The 17,437-nt window shown below is 73.1% G+C and carries 15 protein-coding genes; 9 read left to right on the forward strand and 6 right to left on the reverse strand.

The window, feature by feature from the left end:
• Positions 1–26: 26 nt before the first annotated feature.
• The 4 genes from IW256_RS02815 to IW256_RS02830 all read right to left on the reverse strand — a co-directional run bounded on the left by IW256_RS02815 (position 27) and on the right by IW256_RS02830 (position 6,952).
• Positions 27–2,309: a M28 family peptidase gene (locus IW256_RS02815; RefSeq protein WP_197009451.1), complete on the reverse strand. Its 2,283-nt coding sequence runs from the start codon at positions 2,307–2,309 to the stop codon at positions 27–29.
• Between the two features lie 164 nt (positions 2,310–2,473).
• Positions 2,474–4,342, reverse strand: a complete 1,869-nt coding sequence (locus tag IW256_RS42005; RefSeq protein ID WP_197009452.1) for a hypothetical protein — start codon at positions 4,340–4,342, stop codon at positions 2,474–2,476.
• A gap of 24 nt (positions 4,343–4,366) precedes the next feature.
• Positions 4,367–5,578 carry a hypothetical protein gene (locus IW256_RS02825; protein ID WP_197009453.1) on the reverse strand — a complete coding sequence of 404 codons (1,212 nt, stop codon included), beginning with the start codon at positions 5,576–5,578 and terminating at the stop codon, positions 4,367–4,369.
• 93 nt (positions 5,579–5,671) lie between these two features.
• Positions 5,672–6,952, reverse strand: coding sequence for a CAP domain-containing protein (locus tag IW256_RS02830; protein ID WP_197009454.1), 1,281 nt, complete (start codon positions 6,950–6,952; stop codon positions 5,672–5,674).
• A 478-nt stretch (positions 6,953–7,430) separates the two neighbouring features.
• On the opposite strand from IW256_RS02830, the gene rplM reads away from it, so the two are divergent.
• The 3 genes from rplM to glmM all read left to right on the forward strand — a co-directional run bounded on the left by rplM (position 7,431) and on the right by glmM (position 10,269).
• Positions 7,431–7,874 carry a 50S ribosomal protein L13 gene (gene rplM / locus IW256_RS02835; RefSeq protein ID WP_197009455.1) on the forward strand — a complete coding sequence of 148 codons (444 nt, stop codon included), beginning with the start codon at positions 7,431–7,433 and terminating at the stop codon, positions 7,872–7,874.
• Positions 7,875–8,063: 189 nt separating this feature from the next.
• On the forward strand, positions 8,064–8,582 hold the full coding sequence (gene rpsI, locus IW256_RS02840) for a 30S ribosomal protein S9 (RefSeq protein ID WP_197009456.1): 519 nt from the start codon (positions 8,064–8,066) through the stop codon (positions 8,580–8,582).
• A gap of 343 nt (positions 8,583–8,925) precedes the next feature.
• Positions 8,926–10,269 carry a phosphoglucosamine mutase gene (gene glmM, locus IW256_RS02845; RefSeq protein WP_197009457.1) on the forward strand — a complete coding sequence of 448 codons (1,344 nt, stop codon included), beginning with the start codon at positions 8,926–8,928 and terminating at the stop codon, positions 10,267–10,269.
• Between the two features lie 113 nt (positions 10,270–10,382).
• Here glmM and IW256_RS02850 read toward each other — a convergent pair whose 3' ends face one another.
• Together IW256_RS02850 and IW256_RS02855 are read right to left on the reverse strand one after the other, a co-directional pair.
• On the reverse strand, positions 10,383–10,730 hold the full coding sequence (locus IW256_RS02850; protein WP_231403618.1) for a hypothetical protein: 348 nt from the start codon (positions 10,728–10,730) through the stop codon (positions 10,383–10,385).
• Between the two features lie 17 nt (positions 10,731–10,747).
• Positions 10,748–11,494 carry an HNH endonuclease family protein gene (locus tag IW256_RS02855; protein WP_231403619.1) on the reverse strand — a complete coding sequence of 249 codons (747 nt, stop codon included), beginning with the start codon at positions 11,492–11,494 and terminating at the stop codon, positions 10,748–10,750.
• A gap of 62 nt (positions 11,495–11,556) precedes the next feature.
• Here IW256_RS02855 and IW256_RS02860 point away from each other — a divergent pair, with 62 nt between their 5' ends.
• From IW256_RS02860 to IW256_RS02885, 6 genes are all read left to right on the forward strand, one after another.
• Positions 11,557–12,552 carry a DUF389 domain-containing protein gene (locus IW256_RS02860; protein WP_197009458.1) on the forward strand — a complete coding sequence of 332 codons (996 nt, stop codon included), beginning with the start codon at positions 11,557–11,559 and terminating at the stop codon, positions 12,550–12,552.
• A gap of 2 nt (positions 12,553–12,554) precedes the next feature.
• A complete protein-coding gene (locus IW256_RS02865) occupies positions 12,555–13,481 on the forward strand; it encodes an ABC transporter ATP-binding protein (protein ID WP_197009459.1) in 927 nt (308 codons plus the stop codon).
• Positions 13,478–14,356, forward strand: coding sequence for an ABC transporter permease (locus tag IW256_RS02870; protein ID WP_197009460.1), 879 nt, complete (start codon positions 13,478–13,480; stop codon positions 14,354–14,356). Before IW256_RS02865 ends, IW256_RS02870 begins: the two co-directional genes overlap by 4 nt.
• A 100-nt stretch (positions 14,357–14,456) precedes the next feature.
• Complete coding sequence (locus tag IW256_RS02875; RefSeq protein WP_197016054.1) at positions 14,457–15,368, forward strand: ABC transporter ATP-binding protein; 912 nt, start codon at positions 14,457–14,459, stop codon at positions 15,366–15,368.
• Entirely contained in the window at positions 15,365–16,081 is a 717-nt protein-coding gene (locus IW256_RS02880) for an ABC transporter permease (protein ID WP_197009461.1), read from the forward strand. The genes IW256_RS02875 and IW256_RS02880 overlap by 4 nt, the downstream gene beginning before the upstream one ends.
• 120 nt (positions 16,082–16,201) lie before the next feature.
• On the forward strand, positions 16,202–17,350 hold the full coding sequence (locus tag IW256_RS02885) for a helix-turn-helix domain-containing protein (RefSeq protein ID WP_197009462.1): 1,149 nt from the start codon (positions 16,202–16,204) through the stop codon (positions 17,348–17,350).
• The last annotated feature ends 87 nt before the right edge of the window (positions 17,351–17,437 follow it).

The raw sequence follows: 17,437 nt of genomic DNA on the forward strand, positions 1-17,437 counted from the left end.
GGGCGCCAGAGGGGGCCTGGGGTGCCTCAGAAGGTGTACGTGCGGGTGACCGCCGTGAGCCCGCCGTCCTCCCGTGTCGAGGCCACCAGATCCGATGGCATGGGCGTGAATCCCGGTACCGCCCGGAAGCCGTCGGTCTCGGCGATGACGGTCATGCGGACCCGGCCCGTCCCCGGCACGCGCAGCGTGATCTCGACGCCCTGGAGGGGCAGGCCGCGGAAGCGCACCTCGCCCGGCCAGGTACGGGCCCGTGTCCCGGTGACCGGGACGGTCACCGGGGCCGACCCGCGGACGGCCGCCGTGACCTGGGTGATCGGCCGTTCGACCCGCAGCGTGACCGAGCGCGCGCCGGACCCGGCGCGCACGCGCAGCCGGACGGTGTCACCGGAGCGGCCCAGCGGGGTCACGCGCGGAGCGGCGGCGCGGACGGCCGGGGCGGGGCCCGTCCGGAGCGGGCCGCGGGCGTAGCCGGGCGGGAGGCCCGTGGTGTCGTGGCCGCTGACGAACCGTCTGGTCCAGGTGGGCGGGGCGGGGTCGGCGCTGACCCAGTGGGCCCTCCGGCGGTCGGCGTCCAGCACGTACGCCAGGTGCGTGCGCCCGGGGTTCTCCGCGTCGAAACGGTCGACGGCCAGTCCCGTGCCGGCCAGCGCGCCCGCGAGGACGACGCCCGCGGCCGGCACGGCGAACGCGGCCCGCTCCGGCAGCACCAGTTCGGCGATGGGCGGCAGCGTCAGCGCGAACAGCGCCACCACCAGGGCCGCGGCCCCGCCCAGCGCCAGTCCCATGCCCTGGAAGACCGTCCCGGCCAGCGCGGGCAGCAGCACCGCCGACAGGGCCGTTCCCGCCGTCAGCGCGGTCACCCGCAGGCGGGGAAGCAGCAGAGCGCCCAGCCCGCCGAGCGCGCACGTCAGCGCGGGCAGGGTGAAGACGAACGCCGCGCCCGGCGCGTACGCCGCGCACAGGATCCCCAGCGCGGCGGGCCAGATCAGCGCGCCGACCGCCAGCGCGCAGGGCCCGGACGCGCGCCGCAGCGCCAGGTACCAGACCAGAACCGCCACCATGGTGAGCACGGCCACGGCCGCCTCGAACGCGCCGGGCCGGTGCAGCAAGCCTCCCAACGTGTCGTACGCCGGTCGGATCCCGGCCAGCAGCGACCACAGCGCCTGCGCCGCCACCACCGACAGCAGCAGCGGCAGGACGCCCGAGACGGCGCCCAAGGCCAGGCGGGGCAGGCTGAGCAGCCTGCGGCGGCGGGCGACCGCCGCCAGCGCGGCGAGCGCGGCCATGGACAGCAGCGCCAGCGGCCACACGAGCCACTGCGGATAGGTCACCATGACGCCGAAGACCCGGAAGTAGGTGGCGTCGTGACCGGCCCGCGCCGTCGCCAGGTCCGTTGCCCCCAGGGTGCGGGCCAGCGCCAGCATGGTGGAGCCGTGGTGCTGGAGGCTTCCCCGGTCCATCTGGGCGAGGGAGTCCCGGGCGGTGTGGTAGTGCGAGGAGCGTTCGATGTAGGCGAAGTTCATGCCGCTGAATCCGGCTTTGGTCAGTGGCGTGAAGTCGGTGTTGTTCGGCAGCAGGCGGTAGAGCGCGACCAAGGTGGAGTCCCCGTGCGGCTGCGGCGCGTTCCGCGCGAACGTCCGTACCAGCCCCGCGTTGTCCTTGGACGTCTCGAACATCAGGGAGGGCCCGGCGACCCCGCGTGCCTCGAAGTTGAGCAGCACCCCGCCCGCGCGGCCCAGTGGGTGCTCCCTGGCGAACGCTTCGGCGCCGAGGACCCCGTCCTCCTCTCCGTCGCTCAGCAGCAGCACCAGGTCGTTGCGGAGCGCGGTGTTCCCGAGCGCCCGTACGGTCTCCAGCATGGCGGCGACGGCGGCGCCGTCGTCGGAGGCGCCGGGCCCCATCGCCGCCGAGTCGTAGTGCGCCGCGATCAGCACGGTTCCGGTGGAAGCGGTGCCGCGCCGCTTGGCCACCACGTTGTGAACCTGCCCGAAGGAGGCCAGCCCCTTCGACGCGTTGGCCCCGGTGGCCCGCTGCGTCTCGACCTTGAGCCCGGCCGCCCGTAGCTGCTCCACCAGGTAGTTCCTGGTCCGCTCACCGGCGGGGCTCCCGATCGGCCGCGGCTCGGTGGCGAAGCGTTCCAGATGACGGACGGCGCGCTCGGCGCTGAACTCCCCGCCGGGGGCGGAGGCGGGCAGGGGCCGCATGGCGCCGTTCGTCACCGCGGCCGTCAAGATGACCGCGGCCAGGGCGAGCAGGGCCCACAGCCCGGCCCGCCCCCGACGCGGCACCTCGATCAATCTTTCCCTCATGGGAACGGAACGCTAGGCCCGCGCCCATGCCCGCCGTAATGAGGTGCGTGCCCAGATCGACCTGCGGTTTTCCGCACCTTGAGGGGTGGGGCCGAGCCCGGGAAAGCGGACGGCCGGTGGCATCGCCACCGGCCGTACCCGAGTGCTTTCTCTCCTGGCGGAGGTCAGGCGCGTGCGCGTGCGTCGATCGGCCGGAGCGCGTATCCCACGAACTGCTCGGCGACCGTCTTGAGGGTCGGGTCCCCCGGCTGGGGGCGCTTGCCGTTGGCGTACGTGGCGTAGGCGTAGGCGATGTAGCGTCCGCGCACCGTGCCCGCGGCGTACCCGCCGGCCCGGTCGATGCCCTGGGTGCGGTTGCCGGCCATGCCGCGGAACCACTCGTACCTGCTCGGGTCGCCGGCGCCGTTCGCCCTGAGCGCGGCGGCCTTGCCGGGCAGCACCGCGATGCCGGTGGTGACGGCCAGCGACCGCTCCCTGTCGAGGAAGGTGACCCGGACGACGCTGCCGCAGCGCTCGCGGGTGAGCGCCTGGGCCATCGCGCCCCGGGCGGCGAGCGCGCACCGGTGGTTCACCGAGGCGCGGTCGCGGGAGTAGGCCCGGCCGCCCAGGTCGACGCGCGTGGTCGGGAACGCCTCCGAGAGCGCGAGCGGCGCGGGGTCGGTCCGCACATTGTCGATCTTGGACGGCGGTCCGGGAGTGGCGGTCGGCGTCGGCGCGCCGGAGGGCGGTGCCGGGGGAGCGGTCACGGGACCGGGCGCCCTGTCCGCCTTGGCCGGACGGCCCTCGCTCTCGGAGCCGGACCCGGCGAGGGCGAAGCCCGCGACGGCGATCACGGCGGCGGCCACCACGCCGCCGCCGATGAGCAGGCGCTTGCGCCCGCCGCCCCCGCGCTCGCCCGGGCCCGAGCCGAGCGGGCCGGCTCCGAACGGGCTCGTGCCGCCGCCCCCCTCACCCGGTGCGGGCCCGCCACCGGCGGAGAGGCCGTCGATGTAGTAGACCGGCGTGAGCGCCGCGGGACCGCTGCCCTTCGCGTCCTCGGCCGGTGGCTGCGCACCGGGAGGAGCGGACTTCGCCGCCGCCGCCACCGCGATCGGCGTGGTGCGCGAACCCGGGGCGTCCTCGTGCGGCGGTGCGTCGCGCTTGAGGAGCGAGTCCGGAAGAGGGGCCGGCAGCGGGTTCTCACCCGTTCCGGTGCCCTTGGCCCTGCCGGACGTTCCCGTGCCGGACGTTCCCGTGGCGGGTGTTCCCGTGCCGGGCGTTCCCATGGCGGGTGTTCCCGTGCCGGGCGTTCCGGGGGCGGGCGGGGGAGGGCCCGCAGGGCCGGTGCCCTCGTCGCCGGAGCGGTCTCCCGCGGAGGGGACTTGCCCCGGAGCGGGCGGGGCCCCGGTACGGGCGTCTGCGGCGGCTTCGGCGGCTTCGGCGGGCCGCATGACCGGGATGCCGTCCGGGTCGGTGTCGGGGTAGCCGGTGGGCTCCTGGCCGGCCGGCTCGGCGGGCAGGGCGCCGCGGGTGTCGGCCTTGGGGCCGCCCCGGCCCGCGACCAGGCGGCCGGGCGGGGTACCGAGGGGCGTACCGGGGAGGACCTCGGGGGCCGCTCCGGGGTGCCCTGCCGCCGGCGCGCCCGGCGTGCCGGACGCGGCAGGTCGGGGCGCCTCAGCGGGTCGGGTCGGCTCGGCGGGTTCGGCTGGTTCGGTGGGCTTGGCGGGAGGCGGGGTGGGCTCCGGCGGTGTCGCGGCCTCGATCCCGGCCGGGGCCTCCGCCTCGGATGCGGCCTCGGGTGCGGCCTCGGAGTCGCCGCCGGGAGCGGCGGCCCACCATGGTTGCTGGAGGCCGATGGGCAACCGGAGTTCACCGGTGATCTGCGGGGAGGCGGCGGGCTCCGGATCGTCGCCGGAGTCCGCCGCCGGTGCGGGAGCGCCCGGTTCGCCGGCCGGGGGATCCGTCCTCCCGAAACTGGGCGGTGCCGGGGCGCCGGGAACGGGGTGCGCTCCGGGGGCCTCGGCCGGATCTCCGGCCTCGTTAGGTCCAGACATAGCCAAACAGGGTATTCATCCAGGTCACTTTCGGAAGGGCTTGCCCTCGGTTTCCCGGTAGGCCAGCGCGAAGTTGAGACCGCTCCCCTTCATCAGCTGCTGCCCGAAGGCGGAGACGGCCTTGTGGTACTGGCTGGCGATCTTCTTGCCGTCGGGCCGCTGCACCCAGGTCATCACCAGGTAGTGGCCGCGCGCCTCGGCGGTGCCCAGGGCCTCGCCCTTGCCGATCTTCCTGGAGTGGCCGGTGCCGGGCAGCGGCTGCAGGAACGCGTCCTTGGCCGCGGCGGCCTTCTGGGCGAGCCGGGCGGCGTTCTCGGTCTTGAGGTTGAGCACGCCCACGGTGCCGACGAGCTTGCCGTCGCCCCGGGCGTAGGTGGCGCGCAGGACCTGCGAGCAGCCGCCCTTCTTGATCACGCCGGTGAGCCTGGTGCCGTTGACCGTGCCGGTGCAGCCGCGCTTGGCGTTCCAGGCGGTCCGTACGTACTTCTGGCCGCCGGAGGTGAAGGACGCCTTGCCGAAGACCTCCTTGAGCGTCAGCGGGCTGGGGTCGGTGGTCCGGCTCTTGAGCTTGACCGGTTCAAGGACGGGCTTGGTGGGGGACGGCGTGGCCGTCGCGGTCCGGGAGGGGGCGGCCGACGTGTTCCCGGCGTTGGTCTTCGGGCCGTCGTCCTTCAGCATCGAGGACAGGCCGATGCCGCCGCCGATGAGGACCAGCCCGGCCACCGCCGCCGCGCCGATGATCAAGGGGAGGTTGCGCCGCTTCTCGGGCGGGGTGGGGCCGCTGCGCGGACCGCCGGGCCCGTACTCGTCGTCGTAGCCGCCATAGGCGTCGTCGTCGTAGCCACCGGGAGGGTAGGGGCCGCCCGGCGGGGGCGCGTAGGCCTCGTGGCCCTGGGGCGGGCCGTACGGGCCGTCCCGTTCCGGTGCCTCGCCGAAGGGGCCGGGTTCGCCGCCCTGCCGGGGGCCGCGGTCTTCGGCGGGAAAGGCCGGGCCGGCGCCGAGCGGGCCGGTGCTCAGCGGGCCGGGGGCGGGCCTGGTGCGGTCCGCCGGGTCCTCGTCCCAGGACGGGGCCGGTCCGCCGAACGTGTCGCCCTGCGGCGCGAACGGGGGCTGCCCGCCCTGCGCCCCGCCGTACGGGTCCTCGTCGAGCCGGTCGCCCTCGGGACGGTACGGGGGCTGCGACCGCGGTTCCGGAGGCCGACCGCCCGGTTTGTCTTGATCGCCCGGATAAACCATGGCTTGGACCTTACCGTTCCTTTCCAGGGACGCTGGACCTTCGGTGACCCACCATGACATGGGCCTCAACCGGGCGCCGGTGGTTTCGCGGTTCTATTTCCAGCCGAAGTCCTGCGTCCACCACGGGCCGCCCGCCCCGCCGCTCATCCCGACGCCGATGGCCTTGAGCCCGCAGTTGAGGATGTTCGCGCGGTGGCCCGGGCTCTTCATCCACCCGTCCACGACGGCCGCGGCCGTGGAGTAGCCCTTGGCGATGTTCTCCGCGCCCGGGCTGGTGTAACCGGCGGCCTTCATGCGGTCCCACGGGCTGTCGCCGTTACGGGACGTGTGGTCGAAGTAGTCGTTCGCCGCCATGTCCTGGGAGTGGCGCCGGGCGGCGGTCACGAGCCGGGCGTCGATGCGCAGGGGGGCGCAGCCCCTCGCCGTGCGCTCCTTGTTGGTGAGGGTCGCCACGGTCGTCTCGATGGCCGATCCGCCCGTGGCCGGGCTCGTCCCGCCCGAGGGCCGTCCGGTCGGGGCGCCGGTCTCCCGCTCGGACTCGGTCGGGTCGGGGGAGGCGCTCGCCCGACCGGTCCCGTTCGGGAGCGGCTTGAGCGTCGGGGCGGTCTCGGTCGCCGTGGGCTCCGGCGCGGACGGGCGGCCGGCGTCCCGCCGCGTGCCCAGGTCGGTGCTCGGGACGGGGGCGGCCGTCTGGGGCGCCGGCCTGGCGGCGGAGATCGGCTCCGAACGCAGCTCCGGCAGGACGAGGCGGTCGAGCGCCACGCCGGTGCCGACGGCGAGCACGGAGGCGGCCACCACGGCGGTGAGGGTCACGGCGGACCTGCGTCCGGAGCGCCCCGGACCGCCGCCGTCGTGTCCGTCCCGTCCGGCACGGCGCGAACGGGAGTTCGCGGGACGTCCCGCGAACTCCACCCGGACGAGCCCCTCGCGCCGCTCGTGGCGCCTGCCCCGGTCGAACGGGGAATGCCCCCGGCGGCCGGAACCGCCCTCAGCGGGCTGCGCGGGGACGCCGGTGCCGCCCGAACGTCCGTGTCCGCGTTCCGTGCCGTGCTCCTGGATCTCCTCCCGGCCGGGACGGGTGAACCAGTCGTTGGAGCCCGCAGGGCCCGATCCGCTGGAAGCGGGCGTGCCGGGGGCCTTCGCGCCGTACGCGTCGTTCGGGTCGTACGCGTCGTTCGGGGAGGCCATGCCGCGCCCGGCGACCAGCCGCGCCTCTCCTGGAGTGGGGGCGCCGGCGGAGCGGAACGAGCCGCTGGACGGCGATGCGGGCGGCGTGCCCGGCGGGCCGGCGGGGCCGGGCGCGGCGGACGGCAGGTCCTGGCCCGGGCGTCCGGGACGGCGGGGGTCGGCGGGGCGGCCGGGATTGCGGGGCATCGGCGGGGCTCCCGGTTCTGGTCGGTGACGAGGGGAGAGGGACCCGGTCGGGCCGCACCTTATCCCCTTATAGGGGTCCAAGTCCCTCTATCACGACAAAACAAAGTGGGGTGGGGCCGGGGTGCCGTCAAGGGGTTCGAGGCCGGTCACGCAGGGCGACGCCCGGCCCGGCCGCCGGGGCGGGGGCCTGCGCGCGGGAAACATCGGGGCGGGCCGAGGGCCTGCCGCCAGGCGAGGGGAGGGGCGCTCGGCGGCTCGCTTTGACCCGTGACCATGCGGCTGGGTATCCTGCCTATTCGTTCTATGCGGTGACGCCTGTCCTTCGGGAACGGTGAGGACCGCGATCGTCGGTGTGCCCGTAAGCCGCTATCAACGCGCGATCGGGCCCCGGCCTCCCGGAGCGCCAGGTCGGATCAGCCTCTGATCGGCGCGAGCAGGAATCCGCTGAGAAGTCGACTAAGAAACGAAGGCTACGACCGTGCGCACGTACACCCCAAAGCCCGCTGACGTTCAGCGTCAGTGGTACGTCATCGACGCGACCGATGTCGTGCTGGGTCGGCTCGCCAGTCAGGTCGCGCAGCTGCTTCGGGGTAAGCACAAGCCGATCTACGCCCCGCACCTCGACACCGGTGACTTCGTCGTCATCATCAATGCCGACAAGGTGGCGCTGACCGGCAACAAGCTGGAGCAGAAGCGGGCCTACCGGCACTCCGGCTACCCGGGCGGTCTCCGTTCGGTGGCCTACGCCGACCTGCTGGCCAAGCGCCCCGAGCGGGCGGTCGAGAAGGCGATCAAGGGCATGCTGCCCAAGAACACCCTCGGCCGGAAGATGTTCGGCAAGGTGAAGGTCTACGCCGGTCCGGAGCACCCGCACCAGGCGCAGAAGCCGATCCCGTTCGAGATCACCCAGATCAAGCAGTAGCGTCCGCCGGCCCCGTGGTCCGCGCCGGTCCACCGGAGGCGGGCGCGCGGCGCAGCGGATGAACGACCCAGCCTGACGGAGGTCGCGGGTTTCCGCGGACGACGTTCGGCGACCAGGAACAGTGGCCGCCGGGGCACCCGGGCGAGAGATCCGGGCCAGCCGCCCTGGCCAGAAGACCCAAGGAGAACCGTGGACGAGTCCACCGGCACCGAGACGCCCGCCGAGGGCGTCGAGTACGACTCTTACGAAGAAGCGCCGTCGGAGTACACCACCGAGTCCCCCGAGGCCGCCGAGGCCGACTACCTGGGGGAGCCGGTCGCGACCGGCCCGGCCGCCGGCACCGGCCGCCGCAAGCAGGCCATCGCGCGGGTGCGGATCGTCCCCGGTACGGGCAACTGGACCATCAACGGCCGGTCCCTCGACCAGTACTTCCCCAACAAGGTCCACCAGCAGATCGTGAACGAGCCGTTCGTGCTGCTGGGCCTGGAGGGCCAGTTCGACGTGCTGGCGCGCGTCAACGGCGGCGGCACGACCGGCCAGGCCGGCGCGCTGCGCCTGGGCATCTCCCGCGCGCTGCAGTTCGCCAACATCGACCACCGCCCGGCGCTGAAGAAGGCGGGCTTCCTGACCCGTGACGCGCGGGCGACCGAGCGCAAGAAGGCCGGTCTCAAGAAGGCCCGTAAGGCCCCGCAGTACAGCAAGCGTTGATCGCAGGCACGAGCCGCCGCACCCCCTGACCTCCTCGCGGCCGACCCCCATGGTCGGCGGCACGGGTGCGGCGGCTCGTTCCGCTTTTCCGGCCTTGTTCCCTGCCCGTCCTCCCTGCCGTCCTCCCCGCGGTACGCCGCCGACGTATCCGGCCCCCCGAAAAGGTTGTTTCGACCACATCGGGGTGATCTGGCTGTTTTCATGGGTTTCATGGCCTCGGGGCGCGCCGGACTGCGACGCCGCGGGCGTCCGGGGCGTGCGCACTGGATTTGACCGCGCGGAGCGGGCCGGGCACCGATCCCGGCCGCGTCCGGCGGTCGATTGTCGTATCGGGAGTTGAACTGTGGGTCGTCTCTTCGGGACCGATGGCGTACGCGGGCTCGCCAACCGCGATCTGACCGCGCCGCTGGCCATGGACCTTTCCGTCGCCGCGGCGCGGGTCCTGGGCGAGGCCGGTGCGTTCGAGGGCCACCGGCCGGTGGCGGTGGTCGGGCGGGACCCGCGGGCCTCCGGCGAGTTTCTGGAGGCCGCGGTGGTGGCCGGGCTGGCCAGCGCCGGGGTGGACGTGCTGCGGTTGGGCGTCCTGCCGACCCCGGCGGTCGCCTACCTCACCCACGCGCTGGACGCGGACCTGGGCGTGATGCTGTCCGCCTCGCACAACCCGGCGCCCGACAACGGGATCAAGTTCTTCGACCGGAGCGGCTACAAGCTGGCCGACGAGATCGAGGACCGCGTCGAGGCGACCCTCGGCCGGCCCTGGGACCCGCCCACCGGATCCGGGGTGGGCCGGGTGCGCGACGCGCACGGCGCGGTCGAGCAGTACGTGGCGCACCTGCTGAGCACGCTCCCGGTCTCGCTGGACGGCCTGCGCGTCGTGGTGGACTGCGCGCACGGCGCCTCCTCCGACGTGGCGCCCGAGGCGCTGCGCCGGGCCGGCGCCGATGTGATCACCATCGGCGCCGCGCCGGACGGGCTGAACATCAACTCCGGCTGCGGCTCCACCGACCTGGAGGCGCTGCGCAAGGCCGTCCGCGAGCACAGCGCCGACGCGGGCATCGCCAACGACGGCGACGCCGACCGCTGCCTGGCCGTCACCGCCACCGGCGAGGCGGTCGACGGCGACCAGATCATGGCGATCCTCGCGCTGGACCTGCGGGAGTCGGGCCGGCTGGCCGCCGACACGGTGGTCGCCACCGTGATGTCCAACCTGGGCTTCAAGATCGCCATGCGGGAGGCCGGGATCACCGTGGTGGAGACCGCGGTGGGCGACCGCTACGTGCTGGAGGCCATGAAGGAGGGCGGCTACTCCTTCGGTGGCGAGCAGTCCGGCCACGTCATCATGCTGGAGCACGCCACCACCGGCGACGGCGTGCTGACCGGGCTGCACCTGCTGGCGGCGATGGCCCGCCGGGGACGGCCGCTGGACGAGCTGGCCAAGGCGATGACCCGGCTGCCCCAGGTGCTGATCAACGTGAAGGGCGTGGACAAGTCCCGCGCGGGCACCTCGCCCGAGCTGGCCGAGGCGGTGGCCGCGGCCGAGACCGAGCTCGGGGACGGCGGCCGGGTGCTGATCCGGCCGAGCGGCACCGAGCCCATGGTCCGGGTGATGGTCGAGGCCGCCTCGGAGGAGCAGGCGCGGTCGGTGGCCGAACGCCTGGCCGGCGTCGTCCGCACGGCCCTGGGCTGACCCGCCTGGAACGAGACGGGAACGAGACGGAGCGGGACCGTCCGCCGGCACGAGGCCGGGGCGGTCCCGCCGCCGTCTCCGGGACGTCGCGCGAGGCCGCCCCGGCGCCCCGGTCAGCTGTCGGTGATCTCCAGCTTGCCGACCTTGAGGTGCTTGATCTCCACCGTCCCCGCCTCCAGGTGGGTGATGACGGCGCGCTTGACCACCAGCCTGCCGATCGCGACGGCGCCGACGGCGAGGGCGCCCAGGGCCATCGACCCCAGGGCCAGCGAGCCGAGGGCGTTGCCCGCGCGCAGGGTGAGGCCGGTGGCCGAGGCACCGGTCACCTCGGCGCCGGTGGCGCGGGCCCCCACGCCCCGTTCGGTGCGGACCCGGGGGAGGACCTCGCGTCCCTGCTCCGTCTCGTCCCGCTCCGCCTGCTCGTCGGGCCGGCCGGCCCGTTCGTTGGACTCGCTGCTCATGCGGTCAAGCCTATTGCTCAGCACCGCCCGAGGAAGTCGCCGAGCGCACCGCGGTCGGCGCCGGTGACGGGCAGGGAGTACTTCTTGGCGACCGTGATGTACCTGGCGGCGTAGGCGCACTGGAAGGCGCGCTGCGGTTTCCACTCGCCCGGCCCCGAGTCGCTCTTCTGGCGGTTCGGCACGCCCCACACCGCCAGCAGGTTGTCGGGGTCGTTGGCGAAGCGTTCGCGGCGGTCCTCGTCCCAGCCGGACGCGCCCATCCGCCAGGCCAGCGCGAGCGGGTAGACGTGGTCGATCTGCACCTCGGCGGCGTCCGACTTCGAGAAGGTGATCTTCTTGCCGCTGTAGGGGTCGTCCAGGGTCCCGGCGATCACCACGCAGCCGCCCCGCTTGCGCACCTCCCGCAGGTCGCGGGCGAGGACGTCGTTGCGCTGGTCGCAGCCGTTGCGGTCGATGTCCTTCCAGCGGGTGCCGAAACGGTCGCGCTCGTACCCGCGCCCGGCGCCCTCCGCCGAGACACGCAGCCCGTCCAGGTCGCGCCGGGCCTGCGCGGGCTTGACCGTCCCGTTCGTCCCCGGGCCGGAACCGGGGGACGGGGACCCGTCCGACAGGCCCACGTCGGCGTCGCAGCCCGCCACCAGCACCGCGGCGCACAGGCCCGCGCCCGCCACCGCCCTCCGGCCCTCGCGGACCGTCCGCCACCGACCCATCCCGCCACCGTCCCGCTCGCCGTGCCGTGCCGGGTCCGCCGTGCCCGGACCCATCGCACATGATCCACGCGAACGGGCGTCCGCGCCATGGTGAGCGGTAGGGCACGATATGGAGGGTGCTGCACCTGAGAGCGATCGTGCCCCCGGACCGTACCGAGGCGGTCTGCGCGGTGCTGGACGGGTGCCCCGGCGCGACGAACGTGACCGTCCTCCCCGGCGCCGCCCGCTCGCCCCGCGGCGACCTGGTCACCGGCGACATCGCCCGCGAGGCGGCCAACGAGATCATCGAGGCCCTCCAGAAACTGGGCATCGAACGGGACGGGTCGATGGCGTTCGAGCACATCGACCTGTCGCTGTCGACCGCCGCCGAGACGGCCGAGGAACGCGCCCCCGGCTACGGCGACGACGCGGTGGTCTGGCAGGACCTGGACCGGCGTACCGCCAACGACAGCGCCCTGACCTGGTCGTTCGTCGCGTTCCTGGTGCTGGCCACGCAGCTCGCCGGGATCGCCGCACTGATCGACTCCCCGATCCTGGTGGTCGGCGCGATGGTGCTGGGCCCCGAGTTCGGCGCGATCGCCGCGATCTGCTTCGGCGTCCTGCACGGCAACCTGCGGCGGATCGGCGCCGCGCTGCGCACGCTGGCCGTCGGGTTCGCGGTGGCGATCATCGTCACCTACGTGTGCGCGCTGGCCGCCCGGTGGATCGGCGTGATCGAGCTGGACCGGCTGCCCGACCAGCGGCCGATGACCGCGTTCATCTACAGCCCGGACCGGTGGTCGTTCATCGTCGCCCTGCTCGCCGGGGCGGGCGGGGTGCTGTCGCTGACGGCGGGCAAGTCGTCCGCGCTGGTCGGGGTGTTCATCTCGGTCACCACGGTCCCCGCGGCGGGCAACCTGGCGGTGGCGATGGCGCTGCGGCACCGCGCCGAGATCGACGGCTCGCTGCTGCAGCTCGGCGCCAACCTGGCCGGAATGATCATCGCGGGGACGCTGACGCTGCTCGTCCAGCGGGTCGTCTGGGCGGTGGTCCTCCGCAGGAAGGGGACATCGCCGGCCATGCCTAACTCTCCAGGGGGACGACCCGGAGCCGGACAGGGACTAGGTTCGTAGCCATGCCGATCATCGCCGCCACCGGCCTGACGATGCGGTTCCCCCGCGTGACCGCGCTGGACGACCTCACCGTGGCCGTGGAGCCCGGGATCGTGGGTCTGGTCGGCGCCAACGGCGCCGGGAAGTCGACGCTCATCAAGATCCTGCTCGGGCTGCTGCCGCCGACCTCCGGCCACGCCACCGTGCTGGGCCTGGACATCGCCCGGGAGGGTGCGCGCATCCGCGAGCGCGTCGGGTTCATGCCCGAGTACGAGTGCCTGCCGCCCGACGTCTCGGCCACCGAGTTCGTCGTCCACATGGCCCGGATGTGCGGGCTGCCCCCCACCGCCGCCCGCGAGCGCGCCGCCGACACGCTGCGGCACGTGGGCCTGTACGAGGAGCGCTACCGCCCCATCGGGGGTTATTCGACCGGTATGCGGCAGCGCGTCAAGCTGGCCCAGGCCCTGGTGCACGACCCGCAGCTGGTCTTCCTGGACGAGCCGACCAACGGGCTCGACCCGGCGGGCCGTGACGAGATGCTCGATCTGATCCGGCGGATCGGCACCGAGTTCGGCATCAGCGTGCTGGTCACCTCGCACCTGCTGGGCGAGCTGGAACGGGTCTGCGAGCACGTGGTCATCATCGACGGCGGGCGGCTGCTGCGCTCCCAGGCCGTCGAGGCGTACACCGCGGCCAGCGGCGTCCTCACCGTCGAGGTGGAGGAGGGCCGGGACGACCTGGGCCGGCACCTGCACGCCCAGGGCGTGTCGGTACGGCCCGAGGGCCGCTTCCTGGTGATCGACATCGCCGGCGAGTCCACCTACGACCTCATCCGCGACGCCGTCGCCGACCTGGAGCTGAGACTGATCCGGATGGAGCAGCGCCGGCACCGCATCGAAGAGGTCTTCGCCGATCCGGCCGTCCCCGTCCCGGAGGGGGTCACCCGATGAGCACCAGCACCATCCACGACATCGGCTACCGGCACTACGAGGGCCACCGCCTGGGCCGCGCGTACGTGCTCCGGTCGATGTACGTGCACAACCTCCGCGCCGCCTTCGGCCTCGGCCGCCCCGCCCGCGCGAAGGTGATGCCCTTCCTGCTCGGCGCGATCATGCTGCTGCCCGCCGCCGGATCGGTGGCGGTGTACGCGATCTCCAAGGAGCCGGACACCCTGATCCGCTACTCCTCGTACGCGGCCACCCTGCAGGTCATCATCGCGATCTTCGTGGCGACCCAGGCCCCGGTGCTGGCCTCGCGGGAGCTGCGCTTCCACGTCGTCCCGCTGTACTTCTCCCGGCCGGTCGGCCCGCTGGACTTCGTGCTGGCCAAGCAGGCGGCCATGGCCACCGCGCTGTTCGCGCTGATGGCGTTGCCGATCACGGTGCTGTACGTGGGCGGCCTGGTGACCAGGATCCCCGACTCGGGCGGGCATCTGGTGCGCTACCTGGCCGCGCTGGCCGGCTGCGTGCTGTTCGCCCTCGTCCTGGGCGCGATCGGGACGGTGGTGGCGGCGTTCACCCCCCGGCGCGGCTTCGGGGTGGCGGCCGTCATCGCGATCTTCATGCTGAGCAGCACCTTCGTGGTGATCGTTCAGGGGCTGGCCGAGATGCGGACCGACTTCGCCCTGGCCGGCTGGGCCGGGCTGTTCGCCCCGTTCAACCTCGTCGACATCGTCCAGGTGCGGCTGCTGGGCGCGGAGAGCTCCTCGGTGGCCATCGCGCCGGGCGTGGCGGGCGGCGTGGTGGCGCTCGGGCTGTGCGCCGCCCTGGTCGTCGCGTCCACCGCCGTCCTCCACCGAAGGTTCCGGAAGGCGGGCCTCTCATGAGCGAGCCGGAGCGGCGCGGCGTCGCCTGGACTGACGAGCGAGGGACGAGCGAGGAGGGAAGGCGGTGCCTGAGGGCGCCGCGGAGGAGAGCGGGGACACTGTGACAGAACTGCGGTTGGACAAGGTCTCCCGCTGGTACGGGAACGTGGTCGCCGTCAACGGCGTGTCCATGAGCATCGGGCCCGGCGTGACCGGCCTGCTGGGGCCGAACGGTGCGGGCAAGTCGACCCTCATCCACATGATGGGCGGCTTCCTGGCGCCTTCCTCGGGCACCGTGACGCTGGACGGGGTGCCGGTCTGGCGCAACCCCGGCGTCTACCGGAGCCTGGGTCTGGTCCCCGAACGCGAGAGCGCCTACGACTTCCTCACCGGCGAGCAGTTCATCCTCGCGATGGCCAAGCTGCACAAGCTGCCCGAGCCGGGGGCCGCCGCCAAGCGCGCGATCGGGCTGGTGGAGATGGACTACGCCGCCGACCGGCCGATCGGCAACTACTCCAAGGGCATGAAGCAGCGCATCAAGATGGCCTCGGCGCTGGTGCACGACCCGCCGGCGCTGCTGCTGGACGAGCCGTTCAACGGGATGGACCCGCGGCAGCGGCTCCAGCTCATGGATTTGATCCGGCGGATGGCGGCGGAGGGCCGCACGATCCTGTTCAGCTCGCACATCCTCGAAGAGGTCGAGCGGCTGGCCGGGCACATCGAGGTGATCGTGGCGGGCCGGCACGCGGCCTCCGGTGACTTCCGGCGGATCCGGCGGCTGATGACCGACCGTCCGCACCTGTTCCTGGTCCGGTCGGGCGACGACCGGCGGCTGGCCGCCGCGATCATCGCGGACGGTTCGGCGCGCAGCGTCCAGCTGACCGACAAGGGGCTGCGGGTCGAGGCGGTGGACTTCCAGCGCTTCACCTGGCTGCTGCCCCGGGTCGCCCGGGACGCGGGCGTCCGGCTGTGGGAGGTCTCCCCGTCCGACGAGTCCCTGGAAAGCGTCTTCTCCTACCTGGTGGCCAGATGAACCCCACGATCGCGATGATCACGTTCCGGTCGATGCTCGGCCGGCGGCGCGCGCTGCTCCTGCTGGCGCTCCCGGCCCTGCTGGTGGTGCTGGCGGTGGCGCTGCGGGTGACCGGGAGCAACGACCTGGACGTGTCGGCCGGGGTGCTGCAGCGGTTCGGGCTGGCGACGCTGCTGCCGCTGCTGGCGCTGATCGCCGGCACCGGCGTGATCGGCCCGGAGATCGACGACGGCCAGATCATGTACGTCCTCACCAAGCCCATCCCGCGCCAGGTGGTGGTGCTGACCAAGCTCGCGGTCGCGGTCGTCCTGGTCGCCGCGTTCGCGGCCGTGCCGACGCTGATGGCGGGGCTGCTGATGTCCGGGACGACCGAGGGCATGGCCGTGGCGTTCACCGCGGGCGTCCTGGTGGGCGGGATCGCCTACAGCGCGGTCTTCGTCGCGCTGGCCGTGGTCAGCCGGAACGCCGTCACGATCGGCCTGCTGTACGCGCTGGTCTGGGAGACGCTGCTGGGCAACTTCGCGCCCGGCGCCAAGTCGGCCTCCATCCAGCAGTGGGCGCTGTCGGTCACCGACGCCCTGACCGGTGCGTCCCCGGTCGCCTCCACCGTCGACCTGGCCGTGGCGGTCCCGCTGCTGCTCGCGGTCACCCTCGCCGGGACCGCCCTGGCCGTCGTCCGCCTCCGTTCGCTCTCGGTCGCCAGCGCCGAGTGAGAGCGGTCAGGGCCCGGTGACCTCGGCGAGGTCGACGAGGATCTCGGACATGACCGCCGGGTGCACTCGCCGAGGGTGAAAGCGTGGTGGCGAGAGGCACCCAGATGCACACTGGGGGGCATGAACCTCTCGGAGCGTCTCCAGAGCGTGCGTAAAAGGGCGGGTTTGACGCAGCGTGAGCTGGCCGGGCTGTCCGGGGTCTCAATTTCCTTGATCCGTAAGCTTGAACAGGGTGAACGTGAGGACACTCGGCTGGAGACGCTCCGCAAGCTGGCCATGGGCCTCCAGGTGCCCACTTCCGTCTTGATCGCTGGGCGGCGGGACCAAGGAGAAACCGTGCAGGAATGGGAGGCCCTGCGGGACTCCCTGCTCGGCAAGCACGAACAATCCGAAGATCCACCCACTCTGGAGGGTGTTGGCCGGGCCGTGGCAGCGGCGGAACCGCTCTTCACTGACAACAAGTACGCCGATCTCGGCATCCTGCTCCCTTCGCTGGTGCGGGACGCCGACGCCTTGGGCATGCCCGGACGGCGGGTTCGTTCGCGGGTGATGCATCTCGCTGGCCTGGTTCTGATTTCAACGCGCCAGTTCGACGCTGCGGAGATCGCCCTGCGCAGGGCATTCGATGACGCGACCGGAAGGCTCGAAGAGGCGGCGATCGTCAATACCCGCTGCTGGCTCCTGATGCGCCAGGGGGATCTGCCCGGCACACTGGCCCTGGCCTCACGCTGGGCGGACGACATCGAGCCGCGTATTTCACGCGCGACCCAGGAGGAACTGGCCGCCTGGGGTGGCCTGCTGCTGCGGGTGTCCACGGCGGCCTCGCGTAACAACGAGCCAGGGAAAGCCGAGGACGCTCTGAGGCTCGCTCAGGCCGCCGCGGTGATCCTGAGGATCGAGTGGGCCCCTCCGTCCGACCCGCTCAGGACCTTCGGGCCGATCGCCGTGGCGACACGGAGGATCGAGAATCACATGGTCGAGGACCGGCCCGACCGGGTGCTGGCGCTGTCGGAGAAGATCCCCAGGACCGGCCCCAGGGCCCGTGCGTCCAGCCGGAACCGCCATCGCCTCGATGTGGCGAAAGCGAATGTCAGCCTCAAGCGCTATGGCGACGCGTTCGAGATCTTGCAGGAAGTCCGTGCGGTCAGTCCGGAATGGATCGCTCATCAGCGCATGGCGCGCGATGTTCTCGGCCGTATCGTCAGGAAACGTCGCAGCCTCACGCCCGAGATGAGAGAAATGGCCGATTATATCGGTCTCGATTATTGACCTGACCGGATAGCGCCCGGGGGTACTCGCCGCGAAGTGATCTCGGGAGTGCCACTGACAAGGGGCTCAGTGCTCTTCAACCTCCTT

Origin of the sequence: Actinomadura viridis, from assembly GCF_015751755.1 — a bacterium.
GTDB lineage: Bacteria > Actinomycetota > Actinomycetes > Streptosporangiales > Streptosporangiaceae > Spirillospora > Spirillospora viridis.

What these genes read in the sequence shown, in the direction of transcription:
- IW256_RS02815 (WP_197009451.1), bottom strand. Translation starts at nt 2,309, where the DNA reads ATGAGGGAAAGATTGATCGAGGTGCCGCGTCGGGGGCGGGCCGGGCTG.
- IW256_RS42005 (WP_197009452.1), bottom strand. Translation starts at nt 4,342, where the DNA reads ATGTCTGGACCTAACGAGGCCGGAGATCCGGCCGAGGCCCCCGGAGCG.
- IW256_RS02825 (WP_197009453.1), bottom strand. Translation starts at nt 5,578, where the DNA reads ATGGTTTATCCGGGCGATCAAGACAAACCGGGCGGTCGGCCTCCGGAA.
- IW256_RS02830 (WP_197009454.1), bottom strand. Translation starts at nt 6,952, where the DNA reads ATGCCCCGCAATCCCGGCCGCCCCGCCGACCCCCGCCGTCCCGGACGC.
- IW256_RS02850 (WP_231403618.1), bottom strand. Translation starts at nt 10,730, where the DNA reads ATGAGCAGCGAGTCCAACGAACGGGCCGGCCGGCCCGACGAGCAGGCG.
- IW256_RS02855 (WP_231403619.1), bottom strand. Translation starts at nt 11,494, where the DNA reads ATGGGTCCGGGCACGGCGGACCCGGCACGGCACGGCGAGCGGGACGGT.
- IW256_RS02865 (WP_197009459.1), top strand. Translation starts at nt 12,555, where the DNA reads ATGCCGATCATCGCCGCCACCGGCCTGACGATGCGGTTCCCCCGCGTG.
- IW256_RS02870 (WP_197009460.1), top strand. Translation starts at nt 13,478, where the DNA reads ATGAGCACCAGCACCATCCACGACATCGGCTACCGGCACTACGAGGGC.
- IW256_RS02880 (WP_197009461.1), top strand. Translation starts at nt 15,365, where the DNA reads ATGAACCCCACGATCGCGATGATCACGTTCCGGTCGATGCTCGGCCGG.
- IW256_RS02885 (WP_197009462.1), top strand. Translation starts at nt 16,202, where the DNA reads ATGAACCTCTCGGAGCGTCTCCAGAGCGTGCGTAAAAGGGCGGGTTTG.